Genomic DNA, 21595 nt, shown 5'->3' with positions numbered 1-21595 from the left:
AATATGGGGTCCTAATCATCGTACTCAACGGAAAATGACTTTTCTTCCAGCCATCTCTTGCGCCAGTCAGTGGTCGATTTGTCCATTAAATTGGTAAACATTTGGGTGCTACGATCGTGCATGTCATCGGTTAAGCGAATTTGAACAATGGTGCGCAGGTCTGGATTCAGGGTGGTTTCCGCCAACTGCTCAGGATTCATTTCACCCAGGCCCTTGAAACGCTGCACCTTGATCTTGTCCATATTGACGCCTTCCCGCGTCAGTCTTGCCAGCACGGATTCTTTTTCCTCATCATTGGCAATATGAATTTTTTGCTCTGCACGTTTGCCTGTAGGCGGAATGTGAATGCTATAAAGTGGGGGCCGGGCGACATATACATGCCCACGTTTAATAAGCTCAGGGGCGTAGCGCATGAACAGTGTCAGCAATAGTGTTTGAATGTGGGCGCCATCAATATCGGCATCTGCCAGGATAATGATTTTCCCGTATCGCAAGCCACTGAAGTCAACATCATCCCCTATCTTGTGGGGCTGGATGCCAATTGCAACAAACAAATCATGCGTTTCATTGTTCTTGAACAAGTCACCCAGTTTGACTTCCCACGCATTCTTAATCTTCCCTCGGATCGGTAGAATGGCTTGCCTCTCGCGATCACGCCCATCTTTCGCACTGCCGCCCGCACTGTCTCCCTCAACAATAAAAAGTTCAGCCTCAAGAGAGCCTGCCAGTTCACAATCGGCCAGCTTGCCAGGGAGCGTCACCACGCCGGATGACTTTTTCTTCTCTGCTTTTTCCTCTGTCCTTAGGCGGCGGTTGGCAGCGCGAATGGCAAAAGAAACAATACGCTTGGCTTCGTCGGTATGGGTGTTGAGCCAGGTTTCCATTTGCGGTTGCACGGAATTCAACAGAATCTTGTGCGCATCCCGGCTGCTCAGCGAGTCCTTGGTTTGACCCTGGAATTCAACATTACGTATCTTGGTGGACAATACAAACCTGGTGTTGCCCCAGATATCATCACTGGATATTTTGACCCCGCGAGCCAGTAAACCATGGTGTTCTGCAAATGATCTGACTGCTTCGAAAATGCCCGTCTTCATGCCAGTCACATGCGTACCACCCCCCATGGTCGGGATCAGGTTGACGTAGGACTCCCCTCGACCTCCTGCCCCTTCATTGAATAACAAGCCCCAGGACGCCCCCTGGCCATCAGGCTGGAAAAACTCAGAAGCCATGCGCACAGCAGGTTCGTCAGGATTTTCGTCAATGTCTGCGGTGATTTCATGCAAGTATTCGCTGATACCGCCTGGGTAGGACCAGGTTTTTTCAGCGAAGCCATCGTCTGTTTCCTGCGCCAGGGTCATCAATACGCCCGGTAACAATAACGCTTTTGAGCGAACCAGGTGCTCCATTTCTGCAACAGGGATGGCACCTGACCGGAAATATTGAGGGTCGGGCCAGCAACGTACAATGGTGCCGCGTTCACCCGCGGGGCATTCACCAGCTTCTGTTAATTTTTTGGTGACCTTGCCATTGGTGAAGCCAATTTCGTAGACCTTGCCTTCGCGTCTGACCTGGACGTGCAGATGCCTGGATAAAGCATTGGTTACCGACACACCGACACCATGCAGGCCGCCAGAGAATTCATAAGCGCCAGAATCAAACTTGCCACCTGCATGCAGCACCGTAAAAGCCAATTCGACGGCAGGCTTTCTTTTGCCAGGCACAATATCAATCGGAATGCCACGCCCGTTATCTTTCACTTCCGCACTACCATCCTTGAAAATGGTCAGCCTGATATCGGTGGCGTGACCACCCAATGCCTCGTCAGCAGCGTTATCCAACACCTCCTGAATAATATGGGCCGGACTATCAGTGCGCGTGTACATCCCAGGGCGCTTTCTGACGGGATCAAGTCCCTCCAGCACCTTAAACTGAGAGGCATCATAGGTTGATGGATTTGTTGCCATGGTAGTGAGCTCTAATTAGGTTGTGGCAGATGACGGGGTCAATTTTAAACGTTTACGCTATTCCCATGGGAGTTAGGGTGGAAAGATCGTGCCCAAGCCCAGTTTTGCCAGCCTCCCCATTGCATTAGGTGCTGCGTGCAACGTCTGTTGCGATGTGAGTGACAGCACCACAGTTGGCACTTAAGCCAAGCGTGAGCGGCAACTTAAAGTTGCAGATTCTAGCAAGTGAATTTAGTCCGGTGCTGTGGCTGGGTAAGTCAGTAATAATGTGTTGTTGCGTTTATCAAATATCTTCATTTGTACAATCGTGGCTACTGCGGCTTCGCCCATGCGCACCATTTCATAACGATTGATGTCGGTAGGGGGCTGGGTGGCGATGAATTGGGTAAAGTAGGGGTATGACAATTTCATGACGACTTCACACGCCATATTGGGTGCTAAATCTCGCAGTACTGCAGCATCCAGTGGCAAGGACCTCTCCATTTCATTGGCATTGATATAGTCAGTCACTATGCCTTCCCCGGTGACACGGTAAGAGGTGTATGGCATTCGTCCGGTTGGGGTTTGCAATGCCTGTGGGCTTTGCGTTGCACTCAGGGACTTTAACAGGGTGACCTGTTTATATTCATTGAGCGCTGGAATCGGCGCAGCCAAGAGGCCTCCAATCGCAAACACGGTGTATCCACTTAATTTATTCTGGATGAAGTGGCATAAAGGGTCTGCTTTTGATGAAACCAATATGTCACGCGCATCATAGACGCTGGATCTCATGGCAAAGTAGGCTGGATCCGGAGTGATCCCACCTCCTGCACGCATCCGGTTAATTTCTTCATAGGTGGTGTAGCGATCTTGAGTCGGTACTTGGGATGCAACCTCCCTGGCCCAGGGAAGCAGATCTTCTGTAGAGGCGTACTTGTACGCTTTGGGCTGTTTTTCCAGTTGGAGATTGAAACTCTGTGGTTTGATGGTCTCCGTAGCAGCTAATCCAGATAGTGGTATCAGCAGGCTGAGCATCAACAATATCTTCAGGGAAAATTCAATAGAATGATCTGTTTTCATCAAATTCTCCTCTATGTAAGCTAAACAATGAGTGTCAGTATATCGACTGAGGGGTCATTCTAATCAATAAAGGTATGGTATGAATCATCAAGACTTAGCCAATCCATATTTCAGTTTAGGCGATTTAAAGCTGAACCGTCTTGGTTTTGGCGCAATGCGCATCACCGGCCCTGGCACCTGGGGTGAGCCTCAAGACCGGGAGGAATGCCTGCGGGTGTTGCGTCGCTTGCCTGAATTGGGTGTGAACTTTATTGATACTGCGGACAGTTATGGTCCCAATGTCAGTGAGGAGTTGATACGGGAAGCGTTGTATCCCTATCCAGGCATGGTGATCGCGACCAAGGCCGGGCAGTTGAGACATGGCCATAATATTTGGGTGCTTCATGGGGATCCTGCTTATTTAAGGCAATCCCTGTTGATGAGCATGCGTAGGCTGAATGTTGAGCAAATCGATCTCTGGCAACTGCACCGTATAGACCCTAAAGTGCCAAGGGACGAACAGTTTCAGGCGGTTGCCGATTTTCAGCGAGAGGGCTTGATCAAGCATATCGGGCTCAGCGAAGTGAAGGTTGAGGAAATTCAGGCCGCACAGCAGTACTTTACTGTGGCTACTATTCAGAACCAGTACAACATGGCCAATCGCCAGCATGAAGCTGAGCTGGAGTACTGTACAGAGCATGGCATTGGCTTTATTCCCTGGTATCCACTGGCAAAAAGCACGCTGTCTAATCAGGTGCAGGTGCTAGATACCATCGCCGCCAAATACCAAGCTACGCCGAACCAAATTGCACTGGCGTGGTTATTGAAACGCAGCCCTATCATATTGCCTATCCCAGGTACCAGTAAGGTGCGGCATTTGGAAGAAAACGTGAAAGCCTTAACGATTGAGCTAAGCGATGAAGATTTTGCGGCGCTGAGTCTTAACAAGTCAATTAATCATCAGCCGTGATGCGTAGGGCAACAGGCTAGGCTTCCGGCTCGGACCACACGGCGAACTCGTTACCGCTTGGCTCGGTGAAGTGGAATCTGCGGCCACCAGAAAATGAGAATATCGGCTTGATAATGTTTCCCCCTGCCGCCTGGACTTTGGCCAGGGTACTCTCCAGTTGCTCACTGTAAAAGACAATCAGTGCGCTACCCTGGCTTGTGCTTGCCGCCATTCCAGACCTGAAAAAACCACCATCCAGCCCCTGGCCAGAGAAGGCCGAGTAGTCAGGGCCATAGTCGACAAATGACCAGTCGAATGCAGCTTGAAAGAATAGCTTTGTCGCTTCTATATCCTTGGCGGGATATTCGACGTAATTGATTTTTTCATGCAATGGCATGCATCGCTCCTTTTCTCATGACTGATGATGGTACGAAACAGCCTGTTTAGCGTATCCCTAGAGTATATCCATAGCTGTTTGCCATATCCAGGCATGGAAATTCAGTGGATGTGACATTGCAGGCACAACTGATGTGCCGGTCAATGGCTGGTATGGCAGATATTATCGCTGCATACTGGCAGTGGAAATTAATCTAAATATGGAGCGCATGCGATGAAACTGGATCTGGAAAACAAGCTGGCATTAGTCACTGCGTCATCAGGGGGTATCGGGTTGGAAATTGCCCGGGTATTGGCTGCAGAGAAAGCCAGGGTGGTGATTAACGGTCGCACTCAGGCCAATGTGGATAAGGCGATTGCCGATATTGTAGCGTCGCAGCCGGATGCACAGTTGATTCCGCTGGTGAGTGATAACGGTACACAAGAGGGATGTGAAGCCACGATCCAGGCATTGCCGGAAGTGGATATCCTGGTGAATAACCTGGGGATTTATGAGGCGGTGGGCTTCTTTGAAGAGACGGATGCAGACTGGCAGCGCCTGTTCGAGGTCAATATCATGAGTGGCGTGCGCCTGGCCAGGCAGTATCTGGCCCCCATGCTGGCCAAGAGCGAAGGACGGGTGGTGTTTATTTCCAGCGAATCTGGCGTCATGGCAGCGCCGGAAATGGCGCATTACAGTGCGACCAAAACCATGCAACTCAGTATTTCGCGTTCACTGGCAGAGTTGACCAAGAACACCCGTGTCACTGTGAACTCGGTATTGCCTGGACCTACCAGGACCGAGAATGTGCAGAAGTTCATGCAGGATGTGTATCCGGGTTTGAGCATAGAAGACGCAGAGCGCAAGTTCCTGGCCGAAAACCGGCCAACTTCATTGATTGGTCGATTGATAGATCCGGTGGAAATCGGCAATGTGGTGGCGTTTATCTGTAGTGAGCGTGCTTCGGTGATTAATGGGGCTGCGATTCGTGCAGAGGGTGGTTTGTTGCGCAGTGTGATCTAAAGCAGAGCCCTGGAAACCTCTTATTGCCGTATGGGTATGGCGGATTCTGACAATTGACAAGGTAAGTTCCTGGTTAAAGCTTTATAATCGCGTGCTTATGTTTGTGGTGCGGGAGTAGTTTGATGTCAGATGAGTTTGCGGATATGGCGATTCAGCAGCTTCACCTTAGTTACAGCGGTCCACAGGACCGCATGTTGCTGAAAGTCAGTCTGGCTGATGAGACGGAGTTGAGTGCTTGGCTGACCCGGCGCATTGTCCGGGTGTTGTGGGGGTTGTTGCAGGATAGCGAGCTTTCGCCCATGCCCATGCATGATGTGATGGCAGTGACGGCTGAAGAGTTGCTGGAACGTTTCAATCAGGAGGCGGATAACCTGTCCCTGATACAGGGCATCAATCTTTCCGGCGCCTATCAAGACCGAAAAATTGCCGAAGCGGACCCTCCTGTGCTGGTGACGGATTGCAAGCTGGTGCATATCGATCATTTGGAGTCCATGCTGGAGTTTCATAGCCAGACTGGTGAGGTGTATAGCATTGCACTCACCGAGGAGCTCAATCATGCCATCAGCGGTATGTTGCAGTTGGCAACACAGGAAGCTGCGTGGGATCTGGGGTTTTCAACCGATATGATCGTGCTGGCGGATGAGGCGACACAGCACGTGTTGCATTAATCATGGTGAGTAACCAGTCACTGCTGGATCGAAGCCACCACAGTGTGTGGCATCCCTGCACGCAGATGAAGCAACATGAAACACTGCCGTTGGTGCCAATTCGCAGTGGTCATGGTGTCTGGCTGGAAGATTTTGAGGGCAAGCGATATCTGGATGGTGTCAGCTCATGGTGGGTCAACCTGTTTGGACATAACAATTCCAGAATCAAGGATGCAATCCGGCAACAACTCGATCAGCTAGAGCATGTCATTCTGGCTGGCTTTACTCACCAGCCCGTGGTTGAGCTATCAGAGAAACTCTCGTCATTGACCGGGCTGGGTCACAGTTTTTATGCCTCTGATGGCGCTTCTGCCACGGAGATTGCGCTCAAGATGAGTTTCCATTACTGGCGCAATATTGGCAAGCCTGAAAAAACCCAATTTATTAGCCTGCAGAACGGCTATCACGGTGAGACCCTGGGCTCACTGTCAGTCACTGATGTCGCTTTGTTCAAGGATACCTACGCCAATCTGCTCCGCGGCAGCATTGCCTTGCCATCCCCAGATTGGCGACTGGCGGAGACGGGTGAAACACCAGAGCAATATGCACTGCGATGTGCCTCTGCCGCCGAAGCCCATATTGCCGCACACCACACTGAAATTGCCGCTTTTATCCTGGAACCGTTAATACAGTGTGCCACTGGCATGGCCATGTATCACCCTGCCTATCTGGTACGCATACGTGACATCTGCAATCGCTATGAGATTCACCTGATTACAGATGAAATTGCTGTCGGATTTGGCCGCACGGGTACGATGTTTGCAGTGGAGCAGGCTGCTATCAAGCCTGATTTTATCTGCCTGTCCAAAGGGATTACTGGTGGTTACCTGCCACTTTCCGTGGTGCAAACAACGGATGAGATCTATGCGGCTTTTTATGATGACAACGTAGCACGTGGATTTCTGCACTCCCATAGTTATACCGGCAATGCGCTGGCTTGCAGCGCCGCGCTCGCAACCCTGGCAATTTTTGAGCAGGATGATGTGCTGAATATCAATCGCAGCAAGGCTGCTTATCTTAACCAGCGTTTGCAGGTGCTGGATGAGCTGCCGATTAGTCATTTGCGTAACACCGGCATGATCTGGGCATTTGAAGTGCAGACGGACAACCCCGGTTTTCAGAAAAGTTTTTATCAAGCCGCTCTGCAACGGGGCTTGTTGCTGAGGCCGGTAGCTAACACGGTGTATTTCATGCCACCTTATGTGATTAGCGAGGATGAGATGGACTGGATGGTGATGCAAACCGTGGAAATCCTGCATAAGGAAACTACATGAAGTGGATGGCAAGAATATGTTGGTGGGTGTTCACTATGATGGCAGGCCCTGCGTATGCTGAATTGCCATCAGCCGTCAGTGATATCCTGAAGAAAAATGGCATTGCGCAGGAGAATGTAGCCGTCTTTGTGCAAGCCGTGGATCAACCCCGGCCCCTGATCAGTCATCAGGCTGAGCGGCCAATGAAAACGGCTTCAACCATGAAGCTGGTCACTACCTATGCAGGCCTCGAATTACTGGGGCCTGCCTATCGCTGGCGTACCGAACTCTATCACGATGGGATGCTGAGTAATGGGGTGCTACACGGCAACCTGATTATTAAAGGCAAGGGTGATCCTTACCTGATGGCGGCCGATATGCGCAGTATGCTGGAAGAGCTGCGTATCGCTGGCGTGGATGAAATACGTGGCGATTTACTCATCGATACTGAATACTTTGCGAGCAAACATCATGATGTCGCTGCGTTCGATGAAAAGCCTCATTCCCCGTATAACGCAGCCCCTAACGGTTTTCCGGTCAATATCAAGTCTACTTCATTCCATTTTTTTCTGGATAACCGGCAACTGGCTATCCAGGCTGACCCTGACTTACCTGACATCAAGATCATCAACCAGGTCAAGCTGACTAAAGGGGAGTGTGGTGATTGGAAAAATCAGCTCAGCTTTGAGGTCAAGCCACAGGGTAACCTGGTCGAGGTCAAGTTCAGTGGTGAGTATCCTGCAGCGTGTCGCGAGAAAACAGTTGAGTTGAGTGTGCTGGAAGATGGCCCATATGCGTATAACCTGTTTCGTCAGAGCTGGCAGGAAGTGGGCGGGAAATTCAGTGGGCAATGGCGTTATGCCAGCCTGCCAGAAATGGCCAATTACCTGATGTCACATGACTCGCTGACATTGGCTGAGATCATTCGTACCATCAATAAATATAGCAATAACCTGATGGTGAGGCAGCTGTTCCTGACCATAGGTGCGGAACGCGTGGCTACGCCTGCCATGGAGGCAGACAGCGTCCACGCTATTCAGGCCTGGCTTGCCAGCAAGGGCTTGCGTTTTCCTGAGTTAGTGCTTGAAAACGGCTCTGGCTTGTCACGCAATGAACAGATCAGTGCGCAACACATGGGCGAAATGCTGTTGGCGGCCTATGCCAGCCCGGTGATGCCGGAGTATCTGTCGGCCCTGCCGATTCCTTCGGTAGACGGCACCATGGCTAACCGTTTGCGCAATAGTCCTGCGCGCGGCAGTGCCCACCTGAAGACGGGCACCATCACGGGCGTCAGTGCGCTTGCGGGCTATGTGCATGATAGAAGCGGCAGACGCTGGGTGGCGGTCATCATGGTGAACGATCCCAAAGCGAGCGCTTCACGAGCTGCGCAGGATGCATTGATAGACTGGGTGTACCAGCAGCCAGCAGCGGTGAATAACTGAGCCGGCTGGCAAGCACATCGTGATAGATAATCTAGTATCATAGATAGCTCACGTAGTGTGATTAGACACTGCTGTTTTTAACCAGCTATCGGAGTTTTTTTGATGAAACCAATCTCCATGCTGGCCAGTGCTTTTGTGCTTGCCATGCTTGCTGTAAGCGGCTGTTCAGCCGATAACACCAATGACAAGGAAAAAACCGTAATGAGTGCCAACGTAACAGAATTGCAGAAAATCGATACCCAGGTAGGTGAAGGCCGCGAGGCTGAAGCTGGCCTCAATGTAACCGTACATTACACAGGCTGGTTATATGATCCCAGCAAGCCGGATGGCAAGGGTACCAAGTTTGATAGCTCGCTGGATCGCCGTGAGCCATTTGTATTCTACCTTGGCGGTGGCCAGGTCATTCGTGGTTGGGATGAAGGCTTTGCCGGCATGAAGGTTGGCGGCAAGCGCACCCTCATCATTCCATCTGAATATGGCTATGGTGCGCGTGGTGCTGGTGGGGTGATTCCGCCAAATGCGACACTGATTTTTGATGTAGAGCTGCTAGGTATCAAGTAATTGGGATACGCAACATACTTCGATTCACTGCTTGTATTGAAGTATGTTGCCACGATATTAATGTTTCACCATGGATAAGAGTTAAAGATGAAAGCACGTGTTAAATGGATTGAGAATGTCTGCTTCATGGGCGAGTCAGAAACCGGACATGCCGTGGTGCTGGATGGTGCACCAGATGCAGGTGGTCGCAATCTGGGGATGCGCCCTATGGAAATGCTGCTGATCGGGATGGGTGCCTGCACCTCGTTCGATGTGGTCACCATACTCAAGAAGTCACGCCAGCCTATCAGTGATTGCGTGGCTGAAATCCAGGCAGAACGTGCGGATGAAATTCCCAAGGTATTCACCAAGATACACGTGCATTTTGTCGTAACTGGCAGAGGGCTCAATCCGGGACAAGTCGAGCGTGCGGTCAAACTATCTGCCGAAAAATATTGCTCCGCCTCCATCATGCTGGGGAAAGCCGCGGAGATTACCCATGGCTTTGAAATCAGGGAAACTGCGCTTTGAGTCGTCCAGCAGGGATGCAAGGGCTACGTCATGTCGCCCTGTTTGTACAAGATGTTGAAGCCTGCCTGCATTTCTATGTTGATCTCATTGGTATGCAGGTTGAGTGGCAGCCAGATGCAGACAACTACTTTCTGACCTCCGGCAATGACAATCTTGCCTTGCACCGCAGTAGCGAAGAGATTGCAGGCAAGCAGCGCCTGGATCACATAGGATTTATCATCAGCCATATCGAGCTGGTGGATGAGTGGCACAGTCATTTTGTTGAAAATGACGTAAAAATATTGGTGCCCCCAAAAACCCACCGGGATGGGGCGAGAAGTTTCTACTGTGCTGACCCGGCAGGAACGGCGGTTCAGATCATTTACCATCCGCCGATTTCTGGCAGACTTTAAGATATAAAAAAAGCCCCGCATGCGGGGCTTTTTGTTGCCACTCAATTAGGGATCAGTAATTCCAGGTCAAGGTGGCGCTGGCGTTTGTAGGCGCCGAATAATAGCTTTGTCCAAACATCAGGCTGTTCAGGTATTTCTCGTTGGTCAGGTTATAAACGTTCACTGCTGCAGTCCAATGCTGATTCAGCTCGTAGTTGGCCATGAGGTTGATCAGGGCATAGCTATCCTGCTTGAAACGACTGCCATTGGTGTAGACATAGTGAGTGGAATCCTGCCAGTTAAGCGAGGCGCCAACTTTTAATTTCTCAATATTAGGTACCTGATAGGTTACACTCAGCTTGACGAGATGCCGTGGAGTATAAGGTTTGACGTTTAGATCATCATTACCTTTGACACTCATGAGACGCGTATAGCCCGCATTGAGTTTTAGGCGTTCACTAAGCTCGCCAGACAGGTCAAACTCATAGCCCTTGGTTGTGGCATCAATCGCCCTGGAGACGAACACATTGTTAACTTGCTGTCCGGTTGATTCAGCCAGGTTCTCTTGCTCACTCCTGAATAGTGCAAACGAGGCGTTGAGATTGGTGAGCAGTTCGCTCTTGATACCTGCCTCATAGTTCTTGCCTTTCAATGGGGCTAGCGGTTGAAGTGTTGCACCAAGAGCTGTCTGAGGATTGTAAATACCGGTATAGCTGGCATACAGAGTATGTTGTTCTGTCAGGTTATATACTGCCCCGATATAGGGGGTGACCTTGTCATGGCCCTTGGCATCATTATTCGCGCCATAGTAATCACCTTCATACTTATAGCTAAGCATGCTGGCACCTGTAGTCAATTTCCACTTATCGGAGATGTTGAACTTGGCTGCCACATAGTGGTTCAGACGTTTCTGCGATCTAGAACCTTGATCAGCCAAGCCACCCCAGTTAGGTTCTGCAATGGTACCGATACTGTTGAGGTTACTGAGGGCGATGTAGCCGGTACCACTGCCTCTAGCTCGACCATAGGAGCGAGACCAGCTTGATCCAACGACTAACTCATGTTCTCGCCCCCCTAATGTGAATGGGCCAGAAGCGTAGAGATCCCCAATATACTCCTTAAAAGTGTCATGGTATTGACCCGCAAAATAGGATAGGCCAGTGCCCGTGGCACGGATTTCATTGCCGGTAAGAAAGAATAGATTGGTTTGACCAGTCTCGGTCTTGCGTGAAAACTGGGTCTTGATCTTCCAGCCGTTATCAAAGAAGTGTGTCAGTTCTGCAAAGCTGGTGTTATTGAGTGTGTTCCAGTTTGTCCAGTCTGGTGACGAAGATGTGGAACGGCTGTAGTGACGGGTCGAGCCATCTGCATAAAGCAATGGCAGTGCCCCCCAAGTTGGGCTGTTGGTGTCATTCTGCTGGTAGGTATGACCAAATGCCACTTTGGTGTTATCGGTGATATCGGCCTCGATGATGCCGTAAGCCACATTGCGTTCTTGGCTATAGTTGTCTAGGTAGGAATTACGGTTCTGGGTTGATAGTACCAGGCGACCACGAACAGTGCCTGCTTCGTTGAGTGGTCCGGAAATGTCAGCATCGACGCGACGTTTATCCCAGGAACCTACAGTAAGATTGACCTGCGCCTTGAACTCCGTAGTTGGGCGCTTGCGGACAAAATTGATGGTTGCAGATGGATTGCCAGTCGCCGTCAGCAGGCCATTGGCGCCACGCAGTACCTCGATACGGTCATAGACAATGGTATCCATGTCCCCGATCAGTAAACCTGTCTGGAAAGGTACGCCAATCCCATCAATCTGGAAGTTAGTGATGTCGGCACCACGCGCCGTGTAATAAGTGCGATCAGTTTCGGCCCGTTCCACCCTGATACCGGTGGCCATATCAAGCGCATCGTTGACGGATGTAAGCTTGAAGTCGTCGATAAGACTGCGGGTCAGAACAGAGATCGATTGCGGGGTTTCTTTTAGTGGTGTGTTGAGTTTAGTAGCTGTGGTACTTGATTTGACGGTATATGACTTGGTGGTTTCAGATGATTTAGGGTCTGAACTTCCCTCAACCTTAACCTGGATTTCAGGCAAGGTATCTGCGGCTAAAACAAGATTGCTGCCTGATAGGCAAAGCAATGCTACCGCACTTGCCATACGTTCAATGGATTTACTCATTATCATTTCCCTGATAAATTAAAAAGCTGGTAAATGATAATGATTATTGTTAGTTAAATAATGCAAATGGTAATTATTTACATAATTTAACTAATGATTATTTTTAAGTAATTGATATATATTGATTTTGTTAGATTGGGAATGTTGTATGTTTACAACGTTGACGTTGGGATCAGCAAAAAGCCCCTGATGGGGCCTTCGTGACTTAATTAATGCGCAGGGTTAATGGACTATTGTGCTTGATGATGGAAAATAGTCGATCAATATTGGGATGTTTGCCCGGGTTTTCCTCTGCATCCGTTGTATGTTCTGCATAAATACTGAGGCCATCTTGAGCGGCTTCCACATTGATGCTGCCGTATTTTTTGAATAGGTGGTAATAGACACGAACAGAGCCTTGACTGCCTTGCTTGTTCTCAATCAGGCCAACCAGGTTTGCGTTGGCATCAAGCAGTTCAATGGTCTGGATGTTGTCCGCTACTTCAAGAGCGGCGAGGTTTTCGCTGAATGTGGTCATAGATGATAGGTCGTCGTTGTCATGATGTTGGAAAACAGGCGCATGGTGGCCCTGATTGGTAATGGCAGTTCAGCCGCTCCGTGCGCAATGGCACTATCGGCATGTGCGGCTTCATCTGCACGCATTTGCTGGATAATCGCCTGGCTCTTGATATCTTGCACGGGGAATTTATTCAAGTGTTCCGTGAGGTGCTGACCGACTTGTCTCTCGGTTTCTGCAAGAAAGCCCAGGTTCCATTTGTCTCCAAGGCATCCAGCCAGCAGCCCGAGACCGAAAGATCCGCCGTAAAAGATAGGGTTCAATACGCTGGTATGGCTGCCTAGTTCCTTGATGCGTTTTTCACACCACGCCAGGTGCTCGGTTTCTTCCTCGGCTGCCTGCTGCAACGCGCGCGCCGTATCAGGATTGCGGGCACTGAGCGACTGGCCACTATAAAGCGCTTGTGCACACACTTCGCCACTATGATTGATGCGCATGAGTGCTGCAGCGTGACGCTTCTCTTGCTGATCACTCAGTTGCTCATCCAGTGCATGGTCAGGATAAGGACGCCTGCTATGTGCTGGCGCCAATAAGGTTCTCAAGCCTTTATCGAACTCAATAATGAAGCGGTCTAGCATGGGATGGTGTGTTCTGAAATTAAGCTACCGGCCAAAAGAAAGCCGCCCATCGTGAGATGGGCGGCTGGATGTTGCTTACTTGCGTTGCAGGATCTGCAGGCCTTTGAGCAGGTTCAGTGCTTGATTGAACTGGTAATCGGTTTTGGAACCAGGTTCAATCGGGCCAGTAGGCGCTGCGCTCTTGTCTTTTTGCTCACCTTCAGGAGTAGCAGCAGGCGTTTCCTGCTTGTTCTCTTTTTCTTCAGGAGCAGGTGGGACAACAGGCTTCTCTTCGCCATCCTTTGGATTGCTCAGGTGGCGCGTGAGATCAGCCTCGCGCAACATTGCAGCATGCTCTGGCGAGTTGACAATTGCTTCCTCTACCAGGATATCCGGCACAATGCCCTTGGCTTGAATCGAGCGACCTTTTGGCGTGAAGTAACGCGCTGTGGTCAGCTTGATTGCCGTGCCATTGTTCATCGGCAGAATGGTTTGCACTGAGCCCTTGCCGAAGCTCTGGGTACCCATGATGATGGCGCGTTTGTGATCCTGCAGGGCGCCCGCCACGATTTCAGAGGCTGATGCTGATCCGCCATTGACCAGGACGATCATAGGCAGGGTCTTCAGGTCTGCAGGCAAATCACGCAGGTAATCGGCACGTGCACCACCGCGAACATAATTCTCCGGGTTGGCTGTCAGGCGCATTTTGGCCTCTTCACCGCGACCCTCGGTATATACCACTAGTTCACCCTTGGGCAGGAACGCAGCAGAAACACCAACACCAGCATTCAGCAAGCCACCTGGGTTGTTGCGTAGATCCAGAATCAGACCTCTGAACGGTTCTTTATTTTGATCACGCAGGGTTTTCAAGGCCTTAGCCAGATCTTCGCCGGTATGTTCCTGGAACTGGGTCACGCGGATATAAGGATAACCAGGCTCTGAAAGCTTGAATTTTACGCTTTGGGTTTTGATCACTGCACGTGTCAATACAAACGTGAGTGGTTTGGCTTCACCCTTGCGTAACACCAGCAAGGTAATCTTGGTGTCAGGCTTGCCGCGCATGCGCTTGACTGCATCATTTAGGGTCATGCCTTTGACTGGCGTATCATCCAGCTTCATGATCAAGTCACCACTTTTGAGCCCGGCTTTGTAAGCAGGGGTGTCTTCAATCGGGGAAACCACCTTGACGAAGCCATCTTCCATACCGACTTCAATGCCCAGGCCGCCGAATTCACCCTGTGTGCCTGCTTGCAAGTCCTTGAATGCATCCGCATCCAGGTAAGCTGAGTGAGGATCCAGGCCAGACAACATACCGTTGATGGCTTCTGTCAGCAGTTTTTTATCTTCAACAGGTTCTACATAGTCGCTCTTGATTTTGCCAAAGACTTCGGCAAAGGTACGCAGGTCATCAAGTGGCAGCTGCGGTTTGGTTTCTTTATCGGCAATCGCGGAGTAGCTCAGGCTCAGCATCACACCGAGTAGCGGGCCTGCGACGATCAAGCCGATCTTTTTTAATTTTGGGCGCATGTAAAACAATTCCTTAATGGAAAGTCAGGTGATTAAACACTAAATACAGTGCAGGGAATATGGAATAACAATATTATTCATTTTCCGCTATTTGTATTGTCATTGCAAAGTGTTGCAGAGTATCGCACAGTCATTTTTTACTTTTCAATGTCTCTTGCGCTTATTTTTCAAATTTTACACATGGAGTGCCATTCATGAGCCTGGCTGGTTTACCTGAGCTTGAAATCGAATACTGTACGCAATGCCGGTGGTTGTTGCGTGCTGCCTGGATGGCGCAGGAGTTGTTGACAACTTTTGAATCAGACATTGGTCGCGTGAGTCTGGTTCCTGGGACTGGCGGTATTTTTGAGGTCAGGCTGAACAAGGGCCTGCTATTTTCGCGTAAAGAGCAGGGGCGTTTTCCTGAGTCTAAAGAGCTGAAGCAGCTGGTGAGGGATCAAATTGATCCGGAGCGGGATCTAGGTCACAGCGATCGGAAATAAGCGGCAAAATAATATCCGACTAAAATAGTCAGAAATAATTCTTTAAATGTAAATCGTTATCATTTATTATGAATCCTAGAGGAAATGACTGGAGGATTTTTTAATGAATGCGTTTAACCGTTCTGAAATCGGCGCCTTGATGTTGGGACATGAGGTTGAGCCCGCAGATTTGCAGCCGAGTGAGTTATTGGATGTTATTCTGGGGCGCCGTTTCGGCGCGCACTACCAGCCTATAGTCGAAGTTCAGTCTGGAGAGCTGCTGGGTTACCAGGCCTCATCCAGATTCTGGACCCATGACTATCACGCCATCGATGCGGGCAAGATGTTTGCAAGCCTGCACAAGAATCCTTTGCTGCTGTTTCACATCGAGATGGAAATGAAGAAGCTACAGATCTCCCAGTTTCCTGGTACCGGCTGGCTGATGCTGGACCTGGATATTGATAGCTTCTTTATGGGCGGCGGTGATATGCAGAATCCTTTTCTAGCCTTGTTCAAGGAGCACGCCTGGTCTGAGCGTGAGTTAATCGTCAATATTGTCGACCATAAGAGCGTGGCAGATGCTTACCGCTCACAACGCATGATTTCCATGTTGCAGCAATGTGGCACATCCGTTGCACTGGAAGATGTCGGCGTGAGCTGGGGTATGTTTTCACTGAGTGCATTTATGGATGCCAGCATTATCAAATTCAGCAGCATGGCATTGCGGGCTCTGGATATCAAAGCTGCTCAGGCAACAGTGGATTGGCTGGTCAGTGCCGCTCGTAAAATCGGGGTACAGACAGTCATGAGTGAAGTCGATACTTGCGCTTCGTTTGACTGGGCCAGGCGCATGGGCGTGGACTGCGTGCAGGGCAATCTGTTTGCCAGGCAGGATTTGCAAGTACGGTAATGACTTCACACAAGCGCGCATAAAGTCTCAGGCAATAGATCACTTTCATGCATATTAATGGCGGGCTATAACAATTTCTATTGCGGGTGTTGTATTGTGTTTGGAAATAAACAATAATTATTCTCATTGTTATTCTTGGTGTCAAAGAGAATGAGTCCTGTCAGAAATTCCGATTCCTCCCTAGACGATGCCGTCACGTCTGAGCGCAGTAGCGTGTCAGCGTGGGAACAGTCAATCAAGCAGGGAAATCAGGCATTTTCACAGAATGAAGACCAGGCTGCATTGCAGCAGTACCACAGTGCACTAAAGCAGGCGGAGCAGTTGCTTAAGCAATGCGTACAGGCAGATACACTGCCGTTGCCTGTGGATACCGTGATGGCGGCCTATGTGGTTTCTCATCACAACCTGGCCAATGTGCATGCGCGTCAAGGTGATATCAATGCGGCAGCCTGTCGCTTGTGCGAGGCGCACCAGTGCCTGTCCAGGATTTGTGCTGATGCCAGTATGGGGTGTGAATTGCGGCAGGCAGCCCAGCGTCATGGTAGACGTACCTACACAGAATTACTGAACTTTAGCAATCTATACAGTCAACATCCCTTAGTGACTAAAACTTTGCGAGTATGCGGTCAGTTTTGCACGCAACAGGAACGGTCACTGCACTAAAATCTCTCCCCAGAGTGTGATTTTCTGCATAAAAAAGCATAAGATTGTGCAGGTTAATTCATTTATCTGATATATCTAAACTTTCAATACAATCTTAAGGAGTTTTACCATGGCTTATACGCTACCCCCCCTGGATTATGCATACAACGCACTGGAGCCACATATTGATGCCCAGACCATGGAAATCCACCATACCAAACATCATCAAACCTATATCAATAATGTCAATGCCGCGCTTGAAGGCAGCAGCTTTGCCGACGAACCAGTTGAGGCTCTGCTAGCCAAGCTAGATACATTGCCAGAGAATTTGCGTGGTGTTGTGCGTAACAATGGTGGTGGTCATGCTAACCACAGCCTATTCTGGAAAGTGTTATCCCCGAATGGTGGTGGAGAGCCTGCCGGTGCACTGGCCGATGCCATCAAGTCGGATATTGGTGGCTTTGATGTGTTCAAGGAAGCCTTCACTAAGGCTGCATTGACACGTTTTGGTAGCGGTTGGGCTTGGTTGTCTGTGACTCCTGAAAAGAAGCTGATTGTGGAAAGTTCTGGCAACCAGGATAGTCCGTTGTCTACTGGCAATACTCCGATCCTGGGTCTGGATGTGTGGGAGCATGCTTATTACCTGCGTTACCAGAATCGTCGCCCTGAATACATAGGCGCGTTTTTCAACGTGGTTGACTGGAATGAAGTGGCCCGCCGTTATCAAGCTGCCCTTGCATAATTTGCATGAACCATTGAGTAAGCCGGTATGAACTTTCCCTTTCTGATTGCAAGCGGCCGCCATCGCGCCTGGCTGTGGAGCATTGCCATGGGCAGTGTGATTGTCTTGATCGCGGCTGTGCAATTGTTAGGGGATTGGGCCCAGGCGGCCTGGGCTACACCTCAAGTGCGGGATGCTTTCTGGGGTGGTTCTGCCGCTGCATTTGCAACCGCGGCCGGGGTGTTGCCCATATTGTTCTGGAAGCAGTTACCCGAGCGTGTCATGGATACGCTATTTGGTTTTGGGGCCGGTGTCATGCTGGCCGCCAGTGCTTTCTCGCTCATTGTGCCTGGCATCGAGGCTGCACAGATGCAGGGGGCTTCAGCCTGGGGCGCAGCTTCTATTGTAGGGGCCAGTATTATTCTGGGGGCCGCTTTATTGCTGGCGCTGGAGCGTTGGGTGCCACATGAGCATTTCATCAAAGGCGTTGAAGGGCAAAGCTCTTTAGCGCTTAAGCGTACCTGGCTGTTTGTGTTTGCGATTGCCTTGCACAATGTGCCTGAAGGTTTGGCGATTGGCGTCGGATTTGCTGGTGGTGATGTAGTGCGAGGCAGTGCGCTAGCAACAGGCATCGCTATTCAGGATATTCCCGAGGGATTTGTGGTGGCGATGGCCTTGGCTGTGGTCGGGTACTCGCGCAAGACTGCCATTATCATCGGCATGGCGAGCGGCCTGGTGGAGCCAATAGGTGCTGTATTGGGCGCAGCCATTGTCAGCTCATCTGTGGCATTACTGCCTTGGGGGTTGGGCTTTGCGGCGGGTGCCATGTTGTTTGTGGTCAGCCACGAAATCATCCCTGAATCTCACCGCAAGGGGCATGAGGTCTTTGCGACCAGTGGCTTGATTGTCGGGTTTGTCTTGATGATGATGCTGGATACTGCGCTGGCTTAAACGCGTGTTGAGCGGTATAGAAGGCTGGTGGCGACTGTCATCAGCCTTTATTTATTGTTGAGACTGCTGACTGCATTTTTATCGTCGCTATCAATACGGCGCGCACCGTTGAAGCGCTTGGACCAATAGCTGTCCTTCATATTCACCACTTGAATGCCACCGCCTGAACTGGGGGCGTGAATGAATTTATTGTCACCCAGATATATCCCCACATGGGAAAACGCAGATTTCAATGTATTAAAAAATACCAGGTCACCGGGTTGTAGCTGGTCGGCTGAAACGGTCTGTCCCATCTGGCTGATTGCCTTGGCGCCATGGGGCAAGGTCATGCTGGCAGATTGCTGGAATACATAGCGCACAAACCCACTGCAATCAAAACCTGTTTCTGGAGATTTCCCACCGTAGGTGTATTTGATGCCGGTCAGGCTGAGTGCACTGATCAGGACTTCCTGTGCAATATCTGACCAGCCTGATTTTTCCGACTCTTCACTGTTTTGCTGCTGAGGCTGCCAGGAGTAAGCGGAATCCGCAGCCATAGCATGCTGGGTGCCTAGCAAAAACAGGGTAGCGATCAGGGCTCGGATTGTCATCATCGGCCCCATTCTAAAAGGGAAAAAATACTCTTGTAAACCTTTTATCGTGTTTTGTTGTCTCCAGTACTGCTTCTGGAGGCATGAACACGATGGTGTAGAATGGCTTATCAACGCTGGAATAAGGTAGGACATGATGAGTGAAAGCACATTTCCACTGATTCATAGGGTCAGGGCATCCGTTGAGGATGCCAAGCGGCGTGAGCAGCTGCATCACCTGTCTCCTGCAGAGCTGGAGCAGACACTGGCAGAATACGCCAAGCATTTTAAATTGAGTTCTCGCGAGCGAGCGCGTTTGATGGCAGAGTCTTTGGCAATCAGGGTGCATGATACGAGCAGCCGGATCAAGAATGCTGGTAAACGTGCGGTCAAGCATGTCGGGGCAAAGGTGGCACATGCCGCCAGCCATAAGCTGATGGACATGGCGCAGCGGATTGAACATCGCGCCCATCGTCTTGATCAGGATGAGTAATCTAACCCCTTTTTTCGGAATTCTTTATGCTGCGTGAAACTCTTTCTGTGATGCGTGATTTCAGGCGCTTGCGTGCTATTGCCCGTATTCTCATGTATTACGGTTGGGGGGACATCGCAGAACGTTTGGGTAAACGCAGCTGGATCAGGCGTGCCGGGAATGCCCTGAATTCAGAAGCCTCACGTGAAATCATGGCGCTTCCATCAGAAGTGCGCGCACGGTTGGCATTACAGGAACTGGGCCCGACGTTTGTGAAAATGGGACAGGTACTGGCGACACGGCCAGATATTTTTCCACCTAACTGGATTACAGAGCTTGCCAAGCTACAGGATCAGGTACCTCCAGTCCCGTTTGAGGAAATGCTGCCAGATCTAGAAGCAGCATTGGGTAAGTCGCCGTTTGAAGTGTTCCGGGATTTTCAGTCTACACCTGTGGCAGGCGCTTCTATTGCCCAGGTCTACCAAGCCAAGTTGCAGGATGGTACGCCGGTCATTCTCAAATTACGCAGGCCAGGGATACGCGAGAATATTGATGCCGATCTCAGGTTGCTGGCGCATATTGCCAAGCTGATTGAGGCTGAGGTTGAAGAGGTTCGGCGCTTTAACCCATCGGAGATCGTGGAGCAGTTTTCCAAGTCACTCAAGCGTGAGTTGGATCTGGCCTTGGAAGGCCGCAACACTGAACGGTTTGCGCGTAATTTCCTGAATGACCAGACCACCAGTTTTGCCAAGATTTACTGGGATTACACCAGTGACGGTGTCCTGGTGATGGAGCAGATCAATGGTATCCCCGGCAATGACCTGGTACAGGCCCGTCAGGCAGGGATGGATTTACCGTTGCTGGCCGCGCGTGGGGCGGATGCTCTTATGAAGATGGTGCTGATTGATGGGTTTTTCCATGCTGATCCGCACCCGGGTAATATTTTCTTCCTGCCTGAAAACAAGATTGCCGTAATTGATTGCGGCATGGTAGGCCGTATCAGCATAGACCGCCGGAATGAGATTGCAGACTTGCTGGCGGCATTGGTGTCGCGGGATATCGATACCTTGCGCGATATTCTGATTACCTGGGCTGGTAATGTCGTGGTGGATGAGGCCAAGCTGGGCGCAGATGTGGATGAGTTTATCTGCACTTACGATAATGCGCCGCTAAAGCACATCAGTTTTGGCGTGTTGCTGAATGACCTGACCACCATCATGCGAGAAAACCAGCTGTCCGTACCGCCTGACCTGACCATGCTATTCAAGGCGCTGATTACATTGGAAGGCCTGGGAAGGCAGCTTGATCCTGATTTCCAGATTGTCAGTCACCTGACCCCGTTCGTGAAGAAAATCATTATTGACCGCTATATGCCACGGACATTGTGGCGTAAAGGCAGCCGCGGCTTTGGCAAGACGGTGAGTGCGGTCAGTGAGTTGCCTGGTGATATTTCGCAAGTGCTGAAAGAGGCGGGGCGTGGCAGGCTGAAACTTAACCTGGATCTGAAGCGGCTTGATCATTTCGGTCACCAGCTGGATCACAGTACCAACCGGCTCACCATGGCATTGATTACGGCTTCGCTGATTATTGGGTCATCTATCGTGATGACGGTGCGCGGTGGTCCGGAGCTGTTCGGCTTGCCTGCGTTTGGTTTTCTTGGATTTTTCCTCGCTTTTGTGATCGGCATCATGCTGATGGTCTCCATCTGGCGATCGGGTAAAGACTAGGCCGGAACCAGCCCTATATCAGGGCTGCACGTTTTTGACATTGCCCCATTTCGGTGCGTTTTAGGCCATTTGTCATTGATGTGTTTTTTAACATCCTGAATCTTAATGTATTTTTGTCTGGCATGC

Annotated in this window: 23 protein-coding genes; 15 read left to right on the top strand and 8 right to left on the bottom strand. The window is 50.4% G+C overall.

Translation table 11 applies throughout. The features are described 5' to 3' along the window. Positions 1–11: 11 nt before the first annotated feature. Entirely contained in the window at positions 12–1967 is a 1956-nt protein-coding gene (locus LG201_RS08800; protein ID WP_226771778.1) for a DNA topoisomerase IV subunit B, read from the bottom strand. A gap of 231 nt (positions 1968–2198) precedes the next feature. Then, positions 2199–3026 carry a hypothetical protein gene (locus LG201_RS08795; protein WP_226771777.1) on the bottom strand — a complete coding sequence of 276 codons (828 nt, stop codon included), beginning with the start codon at positions 3024–3026 and terminating at the stop codon, positions 2199–2201. A gap of 79 nt (positions 3027–3105) precedes the next feature. Between LG201_RS08795 and LG201_RS08790 the strand changes: the two genes are divergently transcribed. Then, positions 3106–3975, top strand: a complete 870-nt coding sequence (locus LG201_RS08790) for an aldo/keto reductase (protein ID WP_226771776.1) — start codon at positions 3106–3108, stop codon at positions 3973–3975. Between the two features lie 16 nt (positions 3976–3991). On the opposite strand, the gene LG201_RS08785 is transcribed toward LG201_RS08790, so the two are convergent. Then, a complete protein-coding gene (locus tag LG201_RS08785; RefSeq protein ID WP_226771775.1) occupies positions 3992–4351 on the bottom strand; it encodes a VOC family protein in 360 nt (119 codons plus the stop codon). Between the two features lie 213 nt (positions 4352–4564). Here LG201_RS08785 and LG201_RS08780 point away from each other — a divergent pair, with 213 nt between their 5' ends. The 7 genes from LG201_RS08780 (at position 4565) to LG201_RS08750 (ending at position 10218) form a co-directional block, all read left to right on the top strand. Next, on the top strand, positions 4565–5353 hold the full coding sequence (locus LG201_RS08780) for an SDR family NAD(P)-dependent oxidoreductase (protein ID WP_226771774.1): 789 nt from the start codon (positions 4565–4567) through the stop codon (positions 5351–5353). A 122-nt stretch (positions 5354–5475) separates the two neighbouring features. Further along, the gene (locus LG201_RS08775) at positions 5476–6021 is read left to right on the top strand and encodes a hypothetical protein (protein ID WP_226771773.1); all 546 of its coding nucleotides are present in this window, start codon (positions 5476–5478) and stop codon (positions 6019–6021) included. Between the two features lie 2 nt (positions 6022–6023). Next, positions 6024–7334 carry an adenosylmethionine--8-amino-7-oxononanoate transaminase gene (gene bioA, locus LG201_RS08770; protein WP_226771772.1) on the top strand — a complete coding sequence of 437 codons (1311 nt, stop codon included), beginning with the start codon at positions 6024–6026 and terminating at the stop codon, positions 7332–7334. Positions 7335–7339: 5 nt separating this feature from the next. Beyond that, a complete protein-coding gene (dacB, locus tag LG201_RS08765; RefSeq protein ID WP_226771771.1) occupies positions 7340–8755 on the top strand; it encodes a D-alanyl-D-alanine carboxypeptidase/D-alanyl-D-alanine endopeptidase in 1416 nt (471 codons plus the stop codon). A gap of 102 nt (positions 8756–8857) precedes the next feature. Then, complete coding sequence (locus LG201_RS08760) at positions 8858–9316, top strand: FKBP-type peptidyl-prolyl cis-trans isomerase (protein WP_226771770.1); 459 nt, start codon at positions 8858–8860, stop codon at positions 9314–9316. A gap of 87 nt (positions 9317–9403) precedes the next feature. Next, positions 9404–9826, top strand: coding sequence for an OsmC family protein (locus tag LG201_RS08755; RefSeq protein WP_226771769.1), 423 nt, complete (start codon positions 9404–9406; stop codon positions 9824–9826). Next, positions 9823–10218 carry a VOC family protein gene (locus LG201_RS08750; RefSeq protein ID WP_319006046.1) on the top strand — a complete coding sequence of 132 codons (396 nt, stop codon included), beginning with the start codon at positions 9823–9825 and terminating at the stop codon, positions 10216–10218. Before LG201_RS08755 ends, LG201_RS08750 begins: the two co-directional genes overlap by 4 nt. A 52-nt stretch (positions 10219–10270) precedes the next feature. Here the strand turns inward: LG201_RS08750 and LG201_RS08745 are convergent, their stop codons facing one another. From LG201_RS08745 to LG201_RS08730, 4 genes are all read right to left on the bottom strand, one after another. Continuing rightward, positions 10271–12376: a TonB-dependent siderophore receptor gene (locus LG201_RS08745; protein ID WP_226771768.1), complete on the bottom strand. Its 2106-nt coding sequence runs from the start codon at positions 12374–12376 to the stop codon at positions 10271–10273. A gap of 205 nt (positions 12377–12581) precedes the next feature. Next, positions 12582–12893 carry a DUF2322 family protein gene (locus LG201_RS08740; protein WP_226771767.1) on the bottom strand — a complete coding sequence of 104 codons (312 nt, stop codon included), beginning with the start codon at positions 12891–12893 and terminating at the stop codon, positions 12582–12584. Beyond that, positions 12890–13510 carry a 2-polyprenyl-3-methyl-6-methoxy-1,4-benzoquinone monooxygenase gene (coq7, locus tag LG201_RS08735; RefSeq protein ID WP_226771766.1) on the bottom strand — a complete coding sequence of 207 codons (621 nt, stop codon included), beginning with the start codon at positions 13508–13510 and terminating at the stop codon, positions 12890–12892. Before coq7 ends, LG201_RS08740 begins: the two co-directional genes overlap by 4 nt. A 75-nt stretch (positions 13511–13585) precedes the next feature. Then, entirely contained in the window at positions 13586–15016 is a 1431-nt protein-coding gene (locus LG201_RS08730) for a S41 family peptidase (RefSeq protein WP_226771765.1), read from the bottom strand. Positions 15017–15210: 194 nt separating this feature from the next. On the opposite strand from LG201_RS08730, the gene LG201_RS08725 reads away from it, so the two are divergent. From LG201_RS08725 to LG201_RS08705, 5 genes are all read left to right on the top strand, one after another. Beyond that, on the top strand, positions 15211–15498 hold the full coding sequence (locus tag LG201_RS08725) for a SelT/SelW/SelH family protein (RefSeq protein ID WP_226771764.1): 288 nt from the start codon (positions 15211–15213) through the stop codon (positions 15496–15498). A 103-nt stretch (positions 15499–15601) separates the two neighbouring features. After that, entirely contained in the window at positions 15602–16387 is a 786-nt protein-coding gene (locus tag LG201_RS08720; protein ID WP_226771763.1) for an EAL domain-containing protein, read from the top strand. Positions 16388–16537: 150 nt separating this feature from the next. Further along, entirely contained in the window at positions 16538–17050 is a 513-nt protein-coding gene (locus LG201_RS08715) for a hypothetical protein (RefSeq protein WP_226771762.1), read from the top strand. Positions 17051–17159: 109 nt separating this feature from the next. Then, positions 17160–17771 (top strand): superoxide dismutase, encoded by a 612-nt coding sequence (locus LG201_RS08710; RefSeq protein WP_226771761.1) that lies wholly within the window; start codon positions 17160–17162, stop codon positions 17769–17771. Between the two features lie 27 nt (positions 17772–17798). Further along, entirely contained in the window at positions 17799–18701 is a 903-nt protein-coding gene (locus tag LG201_RS08705; protein WP_226771760.1) for a ZIP family metal transporter, read from the top strand. A gap of 47 nt (positions 18702–18748) precedes the next feature. Here the strand turns inward: LG201_RS08705 and LG201_RS08700 are convergent, their stop codons facing one another. Then, entirely contained in the window at positions 18749–19291 is a 543-nt protein-coding gene (locus LG201_RS08700; RefSeq protein ID WP_226771953.1) for a C40 family peptidase, read from the bottom strand. Positions 19292–19424: 133 nt separating this feature from the next. On the opposite strand from LG201_RS08700, the gene LG201_RS08695 reads away from it, so the two are divergent. After that, a complete protein-coding gene (locus tag LG201_RS08695; RefSeq protein ID WP_226771759.1) occupies positions 19425–19763 on the top strand; it encodes a PgaD family protein in 339 nt (112 codons plus the stop codon). Between the two features lie 26 nt (positions 19764–19789). Beyond that, a complete protein-coding gene (locus LG201_RS08690) occupies positions 19790–21469 on the top strand; it encodes an ABC1 kinase family protein (RefSeq protein ID WP_226771758.1) in 1680 nt (559 codons plus the stop codon). Positions 21470–21595: the final 126 nt, after the last annotated feature.

The organism is Methylobacillus gramineus (assembly GCF_020532675.1).
Lineage (GTDB): Bacteria > Pseudomonadota > Gammaproteobacteria > Burkholderiales > Methylophilaceae > Methylobacillus > Methylobacillus gramineus.
The sequence above is the reverse complement of the archived record's forward strand: the minus strand, read 5'-3'. Positions and strand labels throughout refer to the sequence as shown.